The 16,497-nt window shown below is 37.6% G+C and carries 14 protein-coding genes; 4 read left to right on the top strand and 10 right to left on the bottom strand.

What is annotated here, in order from left to right; genetic code table 11:
- Nucleotides 1-13: 13 nt before the first annotated feature.
- From O3C63_06935 to O3C63_06945, 3 genes are all read right to left on the bottom strand, one after another.
- Complete coding sequence (locus tag O3C63_06935; GenBank protein ID MDA0772663.1) at nt 14-1,075, bottom strand: serine protease; 1,062 nt, start codon at nt 1,073-1,075, stop codon at nt 14-16.
- A gap of 160 nt (nt 1,076-1,235) precedes the next feature.
- Nucleotides 1,236-1,556, bottom strand: a complete 321-nt coding sequence (locus O3C63_06940) for a hypothetical protein (protein ID MDA0772664.1) — start codon at nt 1,554-1,556, stop codon at nt 1,236-1,238.
- 40 nt (nt 1,557-1,596) lie between these two features.
- Entirely contained in the window at nt 1,597-3,135 is a 1,539-nt protein-coding gene (locus O3C63_06945) for a hypothetical protein (protein MDA0772665.1), read from the bottom strand.
- A gap of 561 nt (nt 3,136-3,696) precedes the next feature.
- On the opposite strand from O3C63_06945, the gene O3C63_06950 reads away from it, so the two are divergent.
- On the top strand, nt 3,697-5,157 hold the full coding sequence (locus tag O3C63_06950) for a hypothetical protein (protein MDA0772666.1): 1,461 nt from the start codon (nt 3,697-3,699) through the stop codon (nt 5,155-5,157).
- A 162-nt stretch (nt 5,158-5,319) separates the two neighbouring features.
- Here O3C63_06950 and O3C63_06955 read toward each other — a convergent pair whose 3' ends face one another.
- On the bottom strand, nt 5,320-6,570 hold the full coding sequence (locus tag O3C63_06955; protein ID MDA0772667.1) for a S8 family serine peptidase: 1,251 nt from the start codon (nt 6,568-6,570) through the stop codon (nt 5,320-5,322).
- Nucleotides 6,571-6,766: 196 nt separating this feature from the next.
- Entirely contained in the window at nt 6,767-7,351 is a 585-nt protein-coding gene (locus tag O3C63_06960) for a hypothetical protein (GenBank protein MDA0772668.1), read from the bottom strand.
- A 144-nt stretch (nt 7,352-7,495) separates the two neighbouring features.
- On the opposite strand from O3C63_06960, the gene O3C63_06965 reads away from it, so the two are divergent.
- Together O3C63_06965 and O3C63_06970 are read left to right on the top strand one after the other, a co-directional pair.
- A complete protein-coding gene (locus O3C63_06965; protein ID MDA0772669.1) occupies nt 7,496-9,688 on the top strand; it encodes a hypothetical protein in 2,193 nt (730 codons plus the stop codon).
- 71 nt (nt 9,689-9,759) lie between these two features.
- The gene (locus O3C63_06970) at nt 9,760-10,539 is read left to right on the top strand and encodes a hypothetical protein (GenBank protein ID MDA0772670.1); all 780 of its coding nucleotides are present in this window, start codon (nt 9,760-9,762) and stop codon (nt 10,537-10,539) included.
- A 68-nt stretch (nt 10,540-10,607) separates the two neighbouring features.
- On the opposite strand, the gene O3C63_06975 is transcribed toward O3C63_06970, so the two are convergent.
- Nucleotides 10,608-12,824: a SulP family inorganic anion transporter gene (locus tag O3C63_06975; protein ID MDA0772671.1), complete on the bottom strand. Its 2,217-nt coding sequence runs from the start codon at nt 12,822-12,824 to the stop codon at nt 10,608-10,610.
- A gap of 369 nt (nt 12,825-13,193) precedes the next feature.
- Nucleotides 13,194-13,631, bottom strand: coding sequence for a response regulator (locus O3C63_06980; protein ID MDA0772672.1), 438 nt, complete (start codon nt 13,629-13,631; stop codon nt 13,194-13,196).
- A 105-nt stretch (nt 13,632-13,736) separates the two neighbouring features.
- Between O3C63_06980 and O3C63_06985 the strand changes: the two genes are divergently transcribed.
- The gene (locus O3C63_06985; GenBank protein ID MDA0772673.1) at nt 13,737-14,384 is read left to right on the top strand and encodes a response regulator; all 648 of its coding nucleotides are present in this window, start codon (nt 13,737-13,739) and stop codon (nt 14,382-14,384) included.
- Here O3C63_06985 and O3C63_06990 read toward each other — a convergent pair.
- The 3 genes from O3C63_06990 to O3C63_07000 are packed head-to-tail and all read right to left on the bottom strand — an operon-like array spanning nt 14,365 to nt 16,305.
- Entirely contained in the window at nt 14,365-15,540 is a 1,176-nt protein-coding gene (locus O3C63_06990) for an ATP-binding protein (protein MDA0772674.1), read from the bottom strand. The genes O3C63_06985 and O3C63_06990 overlap by 20 nt on opposite strands.
- 8 nt (nt 15,541-15,548) lie before the next feature.
- Nucleotides 15,549-16,010, bottom strand: coding sequence for an ATP-binding protein (locus O3C63_06995; protein MDA0772675.1), 462 nt, complete (start codon nt 16,008-16,010; stop codon nt 15,549-15,551).
- Nucleotides 16,011-16,038: 28 nt separating this feature from the next.
- A complete protein-coding gene (locus tag O3C63_07000; GenBank protein MDA0772676.1) occupies nt 16,039-16,305 on the bottom strand; it encodes a hypothetical protein in 267 nt (88 codons plus the stop codon).
- Nucleotides 16,306-16,497: the final 192 nt, after the last annotated feature.

Here is a 16,497-nt window from a genome sequence, read left to right on the forward strand (position 1 = left end):
CGATCCTGATCCCTCAAACAGAGCCGTAGGACCGAAAACGGGCAACATCAATATCCTTTCCGTCCAAAAGATTAGTGATATTAACACCCTGTCTTTCTAAAAATTCAACAACTTTATTTATCGGTATTGAAGAAGCTAAACCTTTAATTGGCAAAGTAGTAAAACGTGCACAGCCTTGATTAAAAGCTTGCAACAAGCCAGGTGCAAATCTTCCTTCATCAGCACCATTCATTATTGCTTGAAGCTCGCCATTACCATCAACAAGTGGACCACCGGAATTGCCAATAGAAGATATATTAGTCGAAGCTCCCATCTTAATAAAGCTAGCTATTTTTGCTAAGACAGCTGCTGTTTGTGCATTATTAGCGTTAATGAATTGTTGCCTAGTTGCCAAAATAGTAGCGCAATGAGAAGAATTAATTACTTCACCACTACTGATAAAGTTCTCCTTACTTCGATGTGGATGACCAATACCATGTACAAAACCTTGATCAGGACTAGAAGCAATCTTTAAATAATCAAAACCATCTTTTCTCTCACCTTCAAGAACTAACATCGCCAAATCAGATTCCGGATCTGAAGCAATAAACCTTAAAGGAACTTCTTCAAATTGCAAGCTTGTAGTTGATGACCAGAAAGGTGCATCCATACCAGGAAGCTGTATTGGTACAGCAACGATAGAGGTCTTTGGAATCAAAGCTGTGAACTTAACATCAAAACCATTACGTTTTGCGTTGTCTAATACTGATTTTGCGCTCGCTTGAATATATTTTTCATTTTGGAAATCTAATTGCATGGGTTTGCCTAAAACTCCACTATAATTAGCAACGTGACAATTTGATACGACTAAACCATCAGGACTTAAAACTGCTCCAGAGCCCATTTCTTGCCCAGCACTCTGTCCTGTACTTTGATCAAAGAATTCTAGCTTTATTTGAATTGCACTAGAATTGAGTGTGTTTAATTCTGGACTCGCTAAAGTCTCTAATGTATTTGCATCTAAGACCTGAGGTTCATCAAATGATTTGAGATTACCAGATTGAGTTAATTGGTTCAAAAAGCCTACTGTCGTCATATAGATACAACGAGAAGTTGATGTGTTATTTTATGAGTGAAAGTACCCAGGTATCAGGGACCACATCTCATAGTTCAGCTTCATTAGATATCAATCAAAGATTATTGATTTCAATAAGTGTTTTTGCCAGAGCTTTATTCTGAGCTGCGCCCCTCGTGTGTTAATCAGCCTCAATCTGGCTTATCATCTTGACAAAGATTGTTTCAATCTCGGCTTCGATATTTAAAGAAGCTCTCTTCTCAAAAGCTGTGTCAACAAGCTCTATGTCTTTGATCTTGCCGATTGTAAAAGAAGCCCAACAAGGTACTTTGGATCTTTTGGTAGTACCAGCAATTTGATATGCTTTGAGAATTAAATTACCTTTGTTTGTTTCACCGAGAAGATGCGGCTCTACTAATCTTTGGCAGTCGTCATAATTGAATTTGACCAGTAGCTTCTGATTAATGGCGTTGGTTAGTAGGGTGAGTTTCTCTTTGCTCATTAGTAGAAGTCTAGCTCATTTGTCCGCTGTTTGATTCAGCTCAACTAAGCTTCTTAATCATTGCTTCCCAGTTATAAACTACTCTCTCGGTATTACGGTCTGCTGCTGGTCTTGCTGTCATTGGTGCTCGGATAACTTCACAGAAGTGCACTAGGTCTTTGAAGTTGTTTTGTTGCAGCCACTGCTTTAGACGAGTAGAAGTGAAAAATCGATATGGACTAGTTAAGTCCTTTAAGTCGATACCGCCACTAAGAACTTTCATTTCTTTTTTGATCGTTTTGATGTCTGGCACCTTCCATATTTTTCTTGCTAATGAATCATAATTTATATAGTTGACAAGTTTGTTTCTTGGTTTATCACGTCCAGTGTCTTTCGTTTGCTTCCGTAATATTTGGGCTCCATAATGTCGTGCAAATTCAACTAAGGAATCAAAATTGTTTTCAGTTAACCAGTTTCTGAATTTTGGACTTGTAAAAAACTCTTGTGGCTTAGCTGGTCTTGTTACTTGTCCCAAATCTTGGTGCAGTTGGACTGTTAGTTCTGTGGGGCTTCGTTTCGCCCATAACAAGTCAGAGAGTAATTTGTAATCTCTGGCGGCTTTTTGCTTGCCCTTGGATTCCAGTATTCTAACTTTGATACCGAGGTGTCTAGAAAGATCCGTCAAGCTGGTAAAGCCATTCGTTGCAAGCCAATCTTGGAAATTTCTGGAGGAAAAGAAGTCGTGTAAATCACTTGGCTTATGTTTTGCTCCAGATTGATTAATCATGGTAACTATTTCAGCTTTGGCAGGTTTGACCCATACCTTTGTTGCCAAGAGTTGAAAATCAATCACTGGATCCCTCTGTCTTTCAGAGTCTTGTGTTGTTTGTTTGTCTTGTTTGACAACTCCAACATAGCGAAAGAAGTCTATCAAATTGGGGAAGCCATTCTTTTTTAACAGCCTCATTAGTGTTGTGTTGTCAGATTTAAAAAAGACCTGCAAGTTGACTGGTCGTTTTGATTCTTGTTTTTTGATTGCTTTCAATAGTTCAGCTACTGATTGAGCAGGCCAGATCTCATGTGCCAAGCTGTCAAAATCAGGTGAGTATTGTGCTCTACGTTCACCACGTTTGAATATCAATGGCACATTGAAGTATTCTGAGAAGTGAGATAAATCATGAAAATTATTTTCGCGTAACCACTGAGTGACTTTGTCACTGTAAAAAAAGACACTCTTGTTTGTTGGCACACTGCTTTGTTTCAATTCTCGTTTCAGTTTTTTAATGAGAGCTTCTTTATCATCATCGGGTTGCCATAAAGCTCTAACGAGTCCTCTTTCATTAAGCATTTTGTATCGTTGTCCAGAAGGTTTTTTATATTCACGCGGACTGACGCCAAGGGCATTGTGAAGTTGCCAAAAATTAGCTCCCCGGTTCCTTGCGAGAGTTTTAAGTTGGCTTAAGTTTGCCCTGAGGACTTCCCTAGGGCTGCTATCAATCTGGCCTAAAGTTGGCGGCATACTCAGTGCTTCTTTCAAATGAGTGGCAAGAGTGATTGTGTCATTGTAGTGATGAGGTCTAATCATGTTATTATTTGGCATAGTGCGAGCGCTCACACTGGCTTAACATAACATGGATTATCCTGTCTTATCAATACAGCTATACGTATTTGTGGGTTGTTGTCTTAGTGGGAGTGGATTGATGAGAATAGGTCGCATCACAACTTTATATTAATTACCCAATGAAGGTAATACGTATTTGCTAATATTGTAATTAAGGTAATTACGATGCAAGTACTCCCATTAAGTCAACAGTTACAAATAGCTTACCCGAACAAGGTACGAGAGATATTGGGCCGAAATGCTGCCAAGTGTGACATTCCAGCAATAGTGAGACTACTTCAGACATCTACCAAAGAGCAGTCCTTTGCGAATTCTTTAAGACCCATCCTTGAACAAGCAGGGATCAAAGGATCAAAATTTAATCAAGTTAAAAATCAACTCTGGGAGATTGCTCCTCATAATAAAAATTTCTTAAGAAATTTTGGTCGTGATCCTGGTATTTTATTAGCTGCACCGAGAATCGATTTTGCTGGTACTGAGTTTACATTGAGCATAGGAAGAGGCAGAAGACCAAAGGACACTTTGAATTACTTTAAGGGCTTGAAAGAATTAAATAAGTTTGACAAAGCTATAATTCCTAAAGCTTGTGCTGAGTCCAATGAAGAGAAGAAGCAAGTTCAAAATAGCTTCTCAACAATATTAATCGATTCTTTCAAAGAGAACCCCAATATTATAAATCCAGATTCAGGAGATTTTGAAATAGCTGCGTGGTACTTTTTTGTTTACTTAGAAGCAAGTCATAAGCTTATAAATGCAGCGCAAGTCCAGGACGGTATACAGTATGTGAAATTGGGAGCGATAAAACAATATTTTGCTACTTTAGCTGATAGTTTAGGCGAAGAATGGGTTAAGTTCGATCAGTATTTTGCTGATTTGGCTGGGAATGATAATGACTATATTAAGTTTGAACAAATTCAGAATGACCTTGGTGTTGAGCAAAACTTAGCACTTCAAAGCAAGGGTATTTTTATTGCTCCTGGGACGGATGGTTATCCATATGAAGGCAAAATTATAAAGGAACTGTCCAAAGAAAGAATTACCAATAATGGTGTAAAAATACCGGTGAAATATACTTATGGATTCAATGCTGGTCAACTTGGTGCCGGCTACTGTGATCATAATCAGACTTTTATTTCAATTGATGCACTGATACAAGCTGATTCTATCGTCAATTTGTCACAAACTTGGTTTGATGATTTTGAGAGAAATGGAAAGAACAAACCCAAGTTTGCTAAGGTGCCAATGCTTTTAGCTCATTGGTTGTCTGCAATGTCTTTTGGGGCGACGGGATCACTCACACATAATGAGAGTCGGAGTTTGTTTGAAGAACATGTTTTGGCAGAGGAATTAGCTCATGCAGAGACATCCGCATATGCTGAAATTAAACTAAAAAGAGCAACAGGAGAACATTATGGGACTGCAGCAGACAGGCATTTGCCATATTTGGCTTATAGTATGATGCGACCGGATTCGTATATCTTTCAAAGTTTTGATGAGCAATTGAAGGATCAAGATTGTCATATTAGGAAAGAAGTATCTAAAGCTGTATGGGAGATACAGGCGAACCTTCAATCAATTATAAATGGACCTCTTCCTCTTTTGAATTTACAAGAGTATCTTGGCGGCGTGGCGATTGCTATTGGTATGGACTCCTCTGATAGAGAAGCTTATGATACAGCCAAAATTACAATTGCCAAGTTGTTAACAGAAGAGTTGATACCGGACGGTAAAAATTTAACTGATAAAGTGGATTGGCGAGGCTTAGTCCAACAGCGCAAGGTTGATAGTAACCGTGAATTAAAGCCAATAAGAGATGCATGGTGTCAATTTTTTGATGATAATTTTGGAACAATTCAATTGGCTAGAGATCCAGCGAATCTTCAGAAAATAAGAGATGCAGCAAATGCAGTGTTAGTTCGTGAATTTTATACAGATAGTGAAAGAGAAGGATTGGTACCTGGTTGGAAAAATGAACATAATCAATCGGTAACAAATACTTGAGCTGGCTCCAAGACCTAGCCAGAGGTGACAGCTTCATCACCCGTTGGTGAAGGCTAACGTGCTCATTTAAAACTCAAATCAGAATCAAGAACCAAAAGGATAAAGCTGAGGCAACCATTCTACACCAAGTGCTTTCGCTCCCTGAAGTACGACCACGTTGTTCTAAAGTGACCCCACGTTAAGCAATGGCTCTGCAAAACCATCAGTATCACCAGTGAATGAACCTACACTAGCTGCATTAATCAAAGCTGTTTTGACTTGTGCTGGACTTGCTGCTGGATTGTTTACTAGATACAATGCTGCAGCACCAGCGACATGCGGGCTAGCCATACTAGTTCCGCTGATAGCGTTATAACTTTGACCTTTCCAAGTTGAATAAATATTGACACCTGGAGCAGCGATATCTACATCAGCTCCGTAGTTACTAAAGCTAGCGAAACTATCATCAGCTCCATAAGAAGTATTCGATCCAAGTCCACCTGATTGACCGTCGGAATCAGCAATCGCAGAAACAGTTATCACTTCATCAAAAGCAGCTGGAATGTGATTAGCAGCATCATCAGTTTCATTACCAGCAGCGACTACATAAGTTACTCCTGCGTTAACTGAATTAATGATTGCAGTATGGTAAGAAGAAGAACCATCATTGCCGCTTCCACCAAGACTCATATTGGCAACTTCTATTTCGGAGGCGTGAGCTGTAACATAATCGATACCAGCTATTACATTAGAGAGAAATCCCTGTCCCCGTCTATCAAGTACTTTAACTGCCCAAATTCTTGCGCCTGGAGCAATTCCTACGACTCCTAGTTCATTGTCTCTGGCTGCAACAGTACCTGCTACATGTGTACCGTGTCCGTGATCATCATTACCATTTTTATTGCTGGTGAAATTAACGTCATTAACAACATTGAGATCAGGATGTCTTAAGTCAACACCAGTATCTATAATTGCGATATCAACATTGAGCTCGGTATCAATTCCATCAATAGCTGCAGTCAAACTTGAATCAGCATTAGCTCTATCAATTCCTGTCGGTAAGACTTGTAGTGAAGGAGGTTCAGAACCGCCGCCGCCTGGTTTACCACCTGGTTTGTCTGGCTTAGCAGTTGCATAAACGATCATGTCTTGTTCAATAGATCTTATAGAAGGATCTGCTGTAAGAGCAGCTAATTTATTATCGGGTACCACTGCACTAAAACCATTAAGTGCGTGTGCATAAACATGTCCTAGTGAGAGTCCATAATTTTTTGCTAGTTGTGTCGCATTATTTCTGGCGCTATCTTTTAGTGTGACAATATAGTGTCCTGGTATAAATTCGGGTTGTCTCGAGTTAGCTACATCCATAGATGCAAAAGCCAGATTTTGTATTTGCAGTAAAATTGCCAACGACAATATAATCATTTTCTTCATAAGTTCTCTCCTTAGTTTGTTACTTGGTTAATTATAGTTTCTTTTAAGTGACCAATTCGTGATTATCATTGATTTTGAGCAGAGAGTATTGATATTTTACCTAGAATTCTAGTAGTGTATACCTGTTAAGGCCACGCTGAACAGATAATGGTAGATTATTGAGAAAAATAATAATGGAGACGAGCTCCAATTATGCTTATTGTTTTGAATCAATATAGGATTTGAGAAGTTCTAGTACAGCTAGTCTTTCACTATTAGTATCTATTTCATTAGTTACATTAGCTTCTTGACTTTCAACTTGTTTCATTTGTGCATCATTAATAAAAAGTCCTAATCGATTAAAAGCTTCAGTAATTGGATTAGAATCAAGACCTTTTTCTAGAGATATTTTAGAGTCTGATAGTTTTTGTTTTTGTTCTTGAATCTTAGTAAGCGTATCAGTTCTAAGTTTATTAAGCGTTTTGACCTTCTCTTGGTTTTCAGTAGCAATCTCTTCAAGCTCTTCTTGAAGTTCGTCTTCTTCTAACTCATCGATTTCTTTTACTTCATTCTTTATCTTGTCGGCATTTTTGAATTTCCCGATAACTTTATCGTCGTGCACAGGGTGAAGTTTACCACTACCAAAAACAGGATGAGACGCGTTCCCTATTCCTTTCTTCTCCATTAACGGCTTAGCATTTTTATCCATTCGTTCTTTTTTATCAAAACCTTTTTTTGCACTAATTGCCATAAAGCAGTTTGTTGCTAAAAGAATTACTAAACAAGTTTGAATGAATTTCATGATTAGATGCTAGCCAATATTAGGTGCCGTGTCTGTCTTTTCACGTTTCTAAAAAACATGAAAAACGTAGACGCTGCCCTGATGGCGATATTATCTAATTAAAAATAAGGGCAACTTACAGCTGTATCGGTTAAAATAATCTCTGTGTTATTACATGAACCAATCAAACAAGTCCTTATAGATAGCAATAATTATTATTGCACTGGTGATAATAGAGCTAACTCTCTTGAAAAACAGACATTATCCAGTTCTATAGTAGAGCTAGCTAAACAAATAGACTCTATTATTACTTTGCAGTTAACTGACGCGCGCCATGTTGATCTTCATTCTGCTTTAGTGAATCAACAATTGGAAGATCTTTGCTCAGGAGAAGACGGCAAGATGCTTGGCTCCTTAGACAATCGATTAAGTCAGATCGTCAACATACTGGATCGATTTTTGAGGACAGACCTTCTAAATAATTCAAGTGGAGCTTGCGCTAATTATACTTACCTTGCAACCAAAGACATTAACCCACTTCTTGCTGATTTAACCAGATTCATTCTTATAGACCCTAGTTTGGATTTATATCATTCCTCGGAGTCTACTGTTGCTGATGAGTTTGATGATGAGTTTGCTGATGAGTTTGAAGATGAGTTTGATGATGACTATGCTTTAGATTATGGTGCATGGGGGGCAGCAAGTCAAGAAGATTTAGTAGTAGGCAATGATACTCAAGGTTCTGGTATTGATGATCTAATTATAGAAAACTTTATCGAGTCACTTGGAGGACTAGGGCAAGAATCTATCATTTATAGATTAACTGCTCTAAATAAAATAGTTCTCAATAGTGAATTCAATGATGAGCTTCAGGCTGAAGTTCTAGAAGAGGTGGAGGATTTATTGGGCATCATTGCCAATCAAGCTCGAGGATTAGTTTCTCCTGGTTTTGCCTACCCTTTGCTTGATTTACTTAGATATGAACTGGCTAGGCTTGATGAGCACGGAGAGCTAAAACATGATGAAGTAGAGATCGCTGAAGCCGGTATTGCTGAGGATGCTAACTATGCTTTATTAGCAAGGACACTAGATTCCTTAGCTAAAATAGAAAATATAGAACTTGATGACAATTTATCAACAAGATTAATCGAGTTTACTAATGACTTTGAATACCCTCCGGAATTAGGGCACTTGGCTTATGCCGTCTTGGCTAATAGCAAATCAAGTAGTGAAGCTCATTTGAATGCAATGTTTAATTGTTTAGAAGCTGAAGCTGACCCCTATCTTAAATCTCTAGTAACTAAATTCCTTTGTAATAGTTCTTTAGATACAGATGTTTATATCAATAAGGCAATCAAGCTTTTGAGACAAGAGGATACTCGTCTTTATGCTTGGGCAATATTAAAATCCTTAATCGTACAAGGAGAAGCAGAGCAAGTATTGGCTGCTATGTGGAAGGATTTAGATGAGGTCTATTCTGGTCATGATAGTGAGCCTAGTGGTTTTGATATTTATTACTATTTGGAGTTGATGGCTCCTATTGAAAGCAATGCTAGTACGGCTTTGAACTTCAAGAGTAATCATACCAATAAATTTACTGATGCTAGTTCAAGGCTGGTAGATGCGTTTATTAGACGAGTGAAAGGAGAAAGCTTTGAACATAATTATGGGACAACTGAGCTATTAGATCAGCGTGAAGCGATTATTGCAGAGCCAGAGACAGCGAAACTAATAGATTATTTGGATGAAGGGAATTATGCTGATTTGGAATTGCGCCGTCGTTTAGATCAGGAATTAGATGACAATGTATTTTTGGAATATCTAAAAAGCAAAACTGGAGGACAGTTTGGGATTGAACCTGCCTTGGATTATATTTGTTCTAGAATCAAAACTCAAGAAGAGAGATTACAATCTATCGCTGAGATTTCTGAATTTAATAGGGTTGCGGACCTTGATAATTTAATACCGAGTTCGGAAATTAATAATTTGGAGCAGGTCTCTACTTATATTTCGACATTAGCTTTTGCTCCTATCGAGGACAGTCGAATTAGCCGATCAGTGGCGATGCTGGTCAATTTCTTGAATTCCTCTTATGCAGGTCTAGGAACTAATTCCAAGCAAGCTCAATCACCAGCACCAATTTTAGACATGAATCAACATAGATCAATTGAGATGATAGAAGAGCTTATAACTTACAACTTTAGTTTTGATAACAAAATTGCTCTTAATACTCTGTATCGCAATGGGTTTTTGAGTGCTGCAGAGAATAGACCCGATATACAAACTCAGTTAGAAAGTATTTCCGACAGGATACTAAGATCAATGTTTTATATACCTTCAAGTATTTCAATTGTCTGACATAAAAAGGGCAGACGGGGCCACATCTTTAGACAATAAAGCGGTCACATTCTTGGTATAATATCTTATGTATGGGAGATAATCTTGATATAAGTTTGAGTTCGAGAGTGAACACAGAACCTGTAGCTGGTGTTACTGACCGAGCTGATTTACCAGCTGCAGCAACGAGCGTAACAAGAGCTGAGTTGAATGGCGTATCAGCTGCTCCAATTACTGTTGATGAAATACTAGAGCTTTTATTGGTTTTTAGACAGACTGACAATAAATTCAAAGATCAGATTGAGAAATATCTTACGATGAATCTTGAGCAGCTGCGCAGGTTTGCTCCGGATCTTGCAACTTTAATGACTGCATTGGAGTTAAGCGTTGCGGAACGAACTGTTTACATGAAAGCACCAGGTGCTAGTAAAACAATGCTAGATAGAGCTGTTGCACAAAGAAAGAAGCAGCATACACCAGATTTCCAAAAAGTTGTTACGTTAGTCCAAACCCTAATTAAGTTAATAGAAAAAATGCATGTCTTGTTTCCTTCTATGTCAGAAGAAGATTTTCACAACCAAGTATTTACTTCTCCTGGTGATGGGATAAAAGACTTAGTTGAAGCCTTGACTGAGATCCACCCAGTTAATATATCTAGCAAAAAAGGCGACAAGGGTAAGAAGTCTCCAAAATTGAGTAGAGCGGCTCAAGCTAAAGCCAGAATGAAACCAATAACGACTAATCAAGGATCTAGAGAGAGATTACAAGCGTTTGTTGAGCTTCTTGATTTTCATGGCGACAAGCAAAACTCAGCAGCAGCACAAGATTTTGCAAAAAGACTTCGTGAGCAGTTGAAGTTAGACGAGGTCTGACATGAGGGCCCCCTGTTACTCTGGGATATTTTACTAGGGGAATTAGGTATTGTTTTGCCGCTGCCATGTCAATAACTCATATAAATAGAATCTTTTTCATTGCAAACACTTTTGTCAAGCACTAAATCATTAATATAGCCGGTCTCAATGTCATAAGCCCAGGCATGGATCTCTGGCGTGCCGTATAGAGAACGGTTTTTTTGAACGAATGGTATTTTGATTAGATTGTAAGCTTGTTCAATGGCATTAAGCTCTACCAGCCTTCTGTATCTCTGAGCTTCATCAGTGATTGCATCTAATTCTTGTTGATGTAATCTATGAATATCTTTGATATTCATAAGCCACTGATTAATTAAGCCATAGTCCTTGTTTTCCATCGCAGCTTTGATACCACCGCAACCATAATGTCCGCAAAGAATTATATGTTTAACATTTAAGACTTCTACGGCGTATTGAAGCACAGACATGACGTTAATATCTGCGTTGATAACTAGGTTTGCGATATTGCGATGCACAAACATCTCTCCTGACCTGCATTTGGTGATATCCTCTGCGGGTACTCTACTATCAGAACAGCCAATAAATAAATATTCTGGAGCTTGTCCTTGTGATAGTTCATTGAAATACTCAGGATTAATTTTGAGTTGTTCCCTAACCCATTCTTTATTGTTTTTGATTAATTTATCATAGGCTGCTTTATTTTCATTCATATCTTTTCTCCTGTTCTGAAACTTTCTGATCATACCGCCATAGATCACGGTTATATTTTTTTCTACTGCAACTTGTTTGAAATCAAGTATTGCCGCTTCTATATCACTATCTATATATAATGTTTTACTTGAATCTATCTCCAGTATTGTGTTTACTGGCACTGTAGTTAAGAATTTAATGATCTTATATTTGTGTAAAAAATGTACACTCTCTCCAAGAAGGAGACGTTTCTTATTACCATAGTCTTCAACTATAAAGGAAGGTGAATGATAACTCTTCGCTACAATAAGCAAAGCAGCAACCACAATTCCAATTGTTACCCCTATAAGTAAATCTGTAAGCAGTATACTTGCTACCGTTATAATACTTGGAATAATTTGATCCCAACCTTGCTGATAATGCTTAATGAAATTGCTTGGGCTTGCAAGTTTGTAACCAGTGTAGATTAAAATAGCAGCCAAGCCTGCTAGTGGAATGTAATTCAAATATTGTGCAAAAAATACCATGCCGGCAAGAATAAGTACTCCATGCAAGATTGTTGAGAGCTTGCTTTGAGCACCTGCAGCAAGATTAACAGAGCTTCTAACGATGACGGAAGTTATCGGCAAGCCACCAAGTAGTCCAGAAGTGATGTTACCAATTCCCTGCGCAAATAATTCTCTATTGGCAGGAGTAATGCGTCGCTGTGGATCTAAATTATCCACCGCTTCAATTGATAGCAGGGTTTCAACAGAAGCAACCAAGGCAATAGTTATGGCTAAAGTATAAACCTGGGATTGTTTGAGAACTTCCCATGCTGGTAACTTAGATTCTTGAAGGAAACTCGTTAAATTATTTACAGTTGGTATGTTAACAAAGTGATCTGCTGTCAAGCCAGGATCAGCAAAGTTTTGATATGTAAATGCAGCCAAGGTACTGAGCAAGACTAAAATTACAGAACCAGGAATAGATCTGATTTGTTTTGGCACATAATGATCCCAAAAAGCAAGAAAGACAAGACCGGCAATGCCAATGCTGGAGATGGCTGGATGAATACGAGAGAAAGAATGTATAATTGTAGTAAAAGTATTTTGTTCTTGAAGTCCCATGAGAGCTGATGCGTCAGTGATATCTTCATGAGTTAGATGAAATTCCTGCACGCCCATTACTTCTACGTCATAACCAAGCAAATGTGGGAATTGTTTAAATATTAATATCAGACCAATTGCTGCAAGCATTCCATGAATCACACAATGAGGAATATATTTAGATAGAACCCCTGCTCGTAACCTACTTAATAATATTTGGAATATTCCCGCAATTACAACAGCCAGGACAAAAGCTTCATATGAACCGAGGTCATGAATACCAGCAATAGCCACAGAAGTTAAACCAGCCGCCGGTCCACTCACACTGAGCGGTGATTTACTAATAAAACCAACGACTATTCCACCGATGATTCCAGAAACCAAGCCAGAAAGCAAAGGTGCGCCCGAAGCATGAGCTATACCTAAACACAAAGGCACAGCAACAAAAAAAACCACTACACTTGCTGATAAATCTTTAGTTATAGTCTTTTGTTGTGACAGGGTCATTGCTTGTAATTGTAAGCTATTTTACAGAACGGGGTACTTGACACATCTCCATAGTTCAGCTTTTGTAGATAATTTTTGCGACAATGGAGCTTTAATTTCTACGGCTCCCCCTACGGGATGCGTTTTGCAACCATAAGGTGGGGTTTGAGGTAAACATGCACACAGTAAACAAGTTTTTTGGAGCTACTGGTTAGGCTTTCGGGCCCTTAATGGATTATTTCAGCAACTTTTCTGATGGGTTTGAGGTGGAAATGGTTATAATTCAGAAGTTTGCAGAGACTAAGTAGAGTAATTTATGAAAATACTACTAAAGCACTTGTATCCAGTTTGGGTTGTCCACTCTAGTTTAAAGGAGTTGATTCACGTATATTAAGCCGCCATATTAGACCAAAAGCTAATCACCGTACGAATGTTTGCGTTATAAGCTTCAAGAAAACCTTCCTTGACTATATACAAGTTGGCACCATTCTCAGAACAAAACTTAATATCATCAGGATTACTAGAAGTAGTAAGCATAACTATTGGAATATCTTTTAAATCAGGGTCACGAGATATTTCTACTAAAGCTTCCTTACCATTCTTAATTGGCATGTTCAGGTCAAGAAAAATTAGATTAGGAAAATCACTAGCCTCATCATTTCTACTAGGAAGTTTTCTCCTTAAGTAATCAAGCATTTCTTGCCCATTATAAGACCGTGCTATATTCTTACGCGACACACCAGCTTCTTCTAAGGCATCCAAAGCCAGAAGAAAATCATCATCGTCATCTTCCACGACGAGTATTTGCAGTGGACTCGTATCACTCATATACTTATATAATCCACAAATAGCCACAAAACAACTAATATACCGAGGTGGTTATCTTAAGCATTTTTAATCTTTCTCCGGTCTAAATAGCCGATATATATCAACATGAATACTAGAATTGATACTAAATCAAAGCTTTTTTTAGCAGCTAAGTCGGCCCCGATAGACCCAGGGCTCAATAAATCAATATCTGAGGTCAGCATTCTTATAGTTGATGACGATAATGATGATGTACTTATTATATCTGAGCTTTTTGAAGAGAGTTTTCCTGAGCTTGATATTAAACTTGAGCATGCTGATAATTACGAAAAAGCACTCTCTTTACTAGAAACGAATCACTATGATTTGGCATTCCTTGATTATCGTATTGGTCATGAGAATGGATTGGATTTGTTTAGAAAAATTATAGCTGCAGGGATAGAGGTACCAGTAGTTATGGCAACTGGTCAGGGAGATGAACGTACGGCAGTCGATGCGATGAAATTAGGTGCAACTGATTATATGATTAAATCAGAAATAAACGCTAAGAGTTTAGCCAAGCTGATGCAGACTGTATTTGGCTATGAAGCTAAAGCTAAGAGCCAAGTCTTTCTTAATCAGCAAGCAAATCAAAATACGCATAGTTTCTTTCAAAAACTTGACGATGCAATTGTACCTAAAACAAAACGAGTTTTCTCAACTAATCAAAGTAATAAAGAGATGATTCAGTTTTTTCTGGATTTTGATTTGAGAATCAAATCAAAAGTTCTTTAGGTAATTTAACAGTAAACACACTACCTTGATTAGGGCTAGAATCAGCGCTTATAGTCCCTGAGTGTCTTTCAGCTATCTTGCGACAAATGGCAAGCCCCAATCCAGTTCCTGGATACACGCTACTTCTATTATGAAGTCTTTCAAATGGTTTGAAAATTCTTTCTTTTAAATCTTCCTCAAAACCTATACCGTTATCCTTGACAGAAATTTCTAAATAATCATCTTTAGCCTCAGCATTAATTTTGAGATTTGGAGTCGTACCTGCTTCTTGGTACATTAAGGCGTTACGTATCAGATGAGTCAAAAGTTGTGTCATAAAAGTTTTGTTTGCATTCACCTTCGGTAAATTATTAGTTTGAAAATCTATATCAGGAACTTGCATACTCGTGCCCAAATTAGTTTTCAGTTCATTTACTAATAAATTGAGGTCTATAGGTTCAGGGTTAAGCTCCAAGGTGTTAGTTCTAGAATAGTCTAAAAGATCTGACAAGAGTACTTGCATTCTTATTGTTGCGTTATGGATGATATCAAGATACTGCATGCCTTTATCATCGATTACTGATGCGTATTTGCTTTTGAGCTTATCACTAAAGGCTTTGACCTTACGTAGGGGTTCATTTAAGTCATGAGAAGCTACATATGTAAAAGCCCCAAACTCCTCTTTCACTTTAGTTAATTCTTGTATTAAATCATCCACATTAATATCATTCGCTGTAAGAGAATTAAGCTGAATCAGTTTTGCGATAGCATCTTTGTTTAAAATATATTTGTTATAAACTGTTGTTAAGCAACGAGATAAATTTACTTGATTGAGCTCAGATTTTTGCAAATAATCTACTGCTCCAAGCTTCATAAACTCAATAGCAACTTCTTCATCTCCCATACCAGTTAAAACAATTACCGGAGTGCTAATAATTGGTTGATGTTGAGGGTTAATCATCTTCATAAACTCCAGTCCTGTAAGCTTTGGCATAGAGAAGTCAAGAAAAACGAGATCTGGTTTTTTGCTTTTGTATAATTCAAAACCAGTCAAAACATTATCAGCTTCAATAAATTCATAGTTTATATTTAATCTAGATACTCCAATAAATAATTTATAGAGATCTCTATCTGTCTCTGAATCATCGATTAATAGTATTCTTAATGTCTTTTCCATATACAATCCTATAAAGTTTTGACCAAGCCCACTTCTCGCTTCGGCTGTTTAAGTGGCAAAGTCACAACGAAACTACTACCCTTACCAGGCTCACTAGTTGCCAATATCTTTCCATGATGTTTATCGACAATTCTATGACAAATAGCCAAACCAATACCAGTACCTTGATAATGACTATTTTTATTATGCAAGCGATAAAACTGTTCAAAAATTTTATCGGCTTGTTCTTGTTCAAAGCCTATACCATTATCACTAATAGTAATTTCATAATTGTTCTTATTAGACTTAACTTTGACTTGAACCTTAGGACGGCTATCAGGCTTCTGGTATTTTATAGCATTAGAGATTAAGTTTTGAAATACTTGTAGCATTTGAGTTTCGATAGCTTCTATCTTAGGTAGTTCATCTATTTCTAATATAGCCGAGCTTCCTTCTATCTTAGCTTCTAGATTGGCTAATACTTCTGCCATGATTTCATTGAGGTCTACTTCTACGAAATTATGTTCTTTGGAATCGACTCTTGAATATTCGAGCAAGTCTTGTAATAGTCCCTTGAATTAGTTTCTCTAAAATAGTTATGGATTGTAAGTATGCAGATCTGAAATCAGCGAAATTAGCCAGCAATAATTTTCTCTCGAATGTAGCATCGGCAAACCTTTCTGTCTCGATAAGATTAGCAAGAGCATGAACTATAGAGTTATGGATTGGAACTAAATTTAATTCATAGATTCTTCTTGCAGGAATATTACCAGGGCTGTGAGCCATAGGTGTTAACTTAGGCTAAAACCCTTGGTAAACCTTGGGTTTTAGCCTAAGTTAACACCTATGAGGTATAAGTACTATAAGGGGTATTACCTTAGGGTAATCATTAAGGGGGGAGTAATGGATAGGGCAAAAGCACGAATATCTTAAGATCTTTTGATGCCTAGAAGATGTTCTAAAAACCCTTTATTCATA

It is taken from the genome of Cyanobacteriota bacterium (assembly GCA_027618255.1).
Classification (GTDB): domain Bacteria; phylum Cyanobacteriota; class Vampirovibrionia; order LMEP-6097; family LMEP-6097; genus JABHOV01.

Excerpts from the sequence above, each read along its gene's own strand:
- O3C63_06990 (MDA0772674.1), bottom strand. The coding sequence starts at position 15,540 with ATGGAAAAGACATTAAGAATACTATTAATCGATGATTCAGAGACAGAT.
- O3C63_06960 (MDA0772668.1), bottom strand. The coding sequence starts at position 7,351 with ATGAAATTCATTCAAACTTGTTTAGTAATTCTTTTAGCAACAAACTGC.
- O3C63_06985 (MDA0772673.1), top strand. The coding sequence starts at position 13,737 with ATGAATACTAGAATTGATACTAAATCAAAGCTTTTTTTAGCAGCTAAG.
- O3C63_06975 (MDA0772671.1), bottom strand. The coding sequence starts at position 12,824 with ATGACCCTGTCACAACAAAAGACTATAACTAAAGATTTATCAGCAAGT.
- O3C63_06935 (MDA0772663.1), bottom strand. The coding sequence starts at position 1,075 with ATGACGACAGTAGGCTTTTTGAACCAATTAACTCAATCTGGTAATCTC.
- O3C63_06980 (MDA0772672.1), bottom strand. The coding sequence starts at position 13,631 with ATGAGTGATACGAGTCCACTGCAAATACTCGTCGTGGAAGATGACGAT.
- O3C63_07000 (MDA0772676.1), bottom strand. The coding sequence starts at position 16,305 with ATGGCTCACAGCCCTGGTAATATTCCTGCAAGAAGAATCTATGAATTA.
- O3C63_06995 (MDA0772675.1), bottom strand. The coding sequence starts at position 16,010 with ATGGCAGAAGTATTAGCCAATCTAGAAGCTAAGATAGAAGGAAGCTCG.
- O3C63_06970 (MDA0772670.1), top strand. The coding sequence starts at position 9,760 with ATGGGAGATAATCTTGATATAAGTTTGAGTTCGAGAGTGAACACAGAA.
- O3C63_06955 (MDA0772667.1), bottom strand. The coding sequence starts at position 6,570 with ATGAAGAAAATGATTATATTGTCGTTGGCAATTTTACTGCAAATACAA.
- O3C63_06945 (MDA0772665.1), bottom strand. The coding sequence starts at position 3,135 with ATGCCAAATAATAACATGATTAGACCTCATCACTACAATGACACAATC.
- O3C63_06940 (MDA0772664.1), bottom strand. The coding sequence starts at position 1,556 with ATGAGCAAAGAGAAACTCACCCTACTAACCAACGCCATTAATCAGAAG.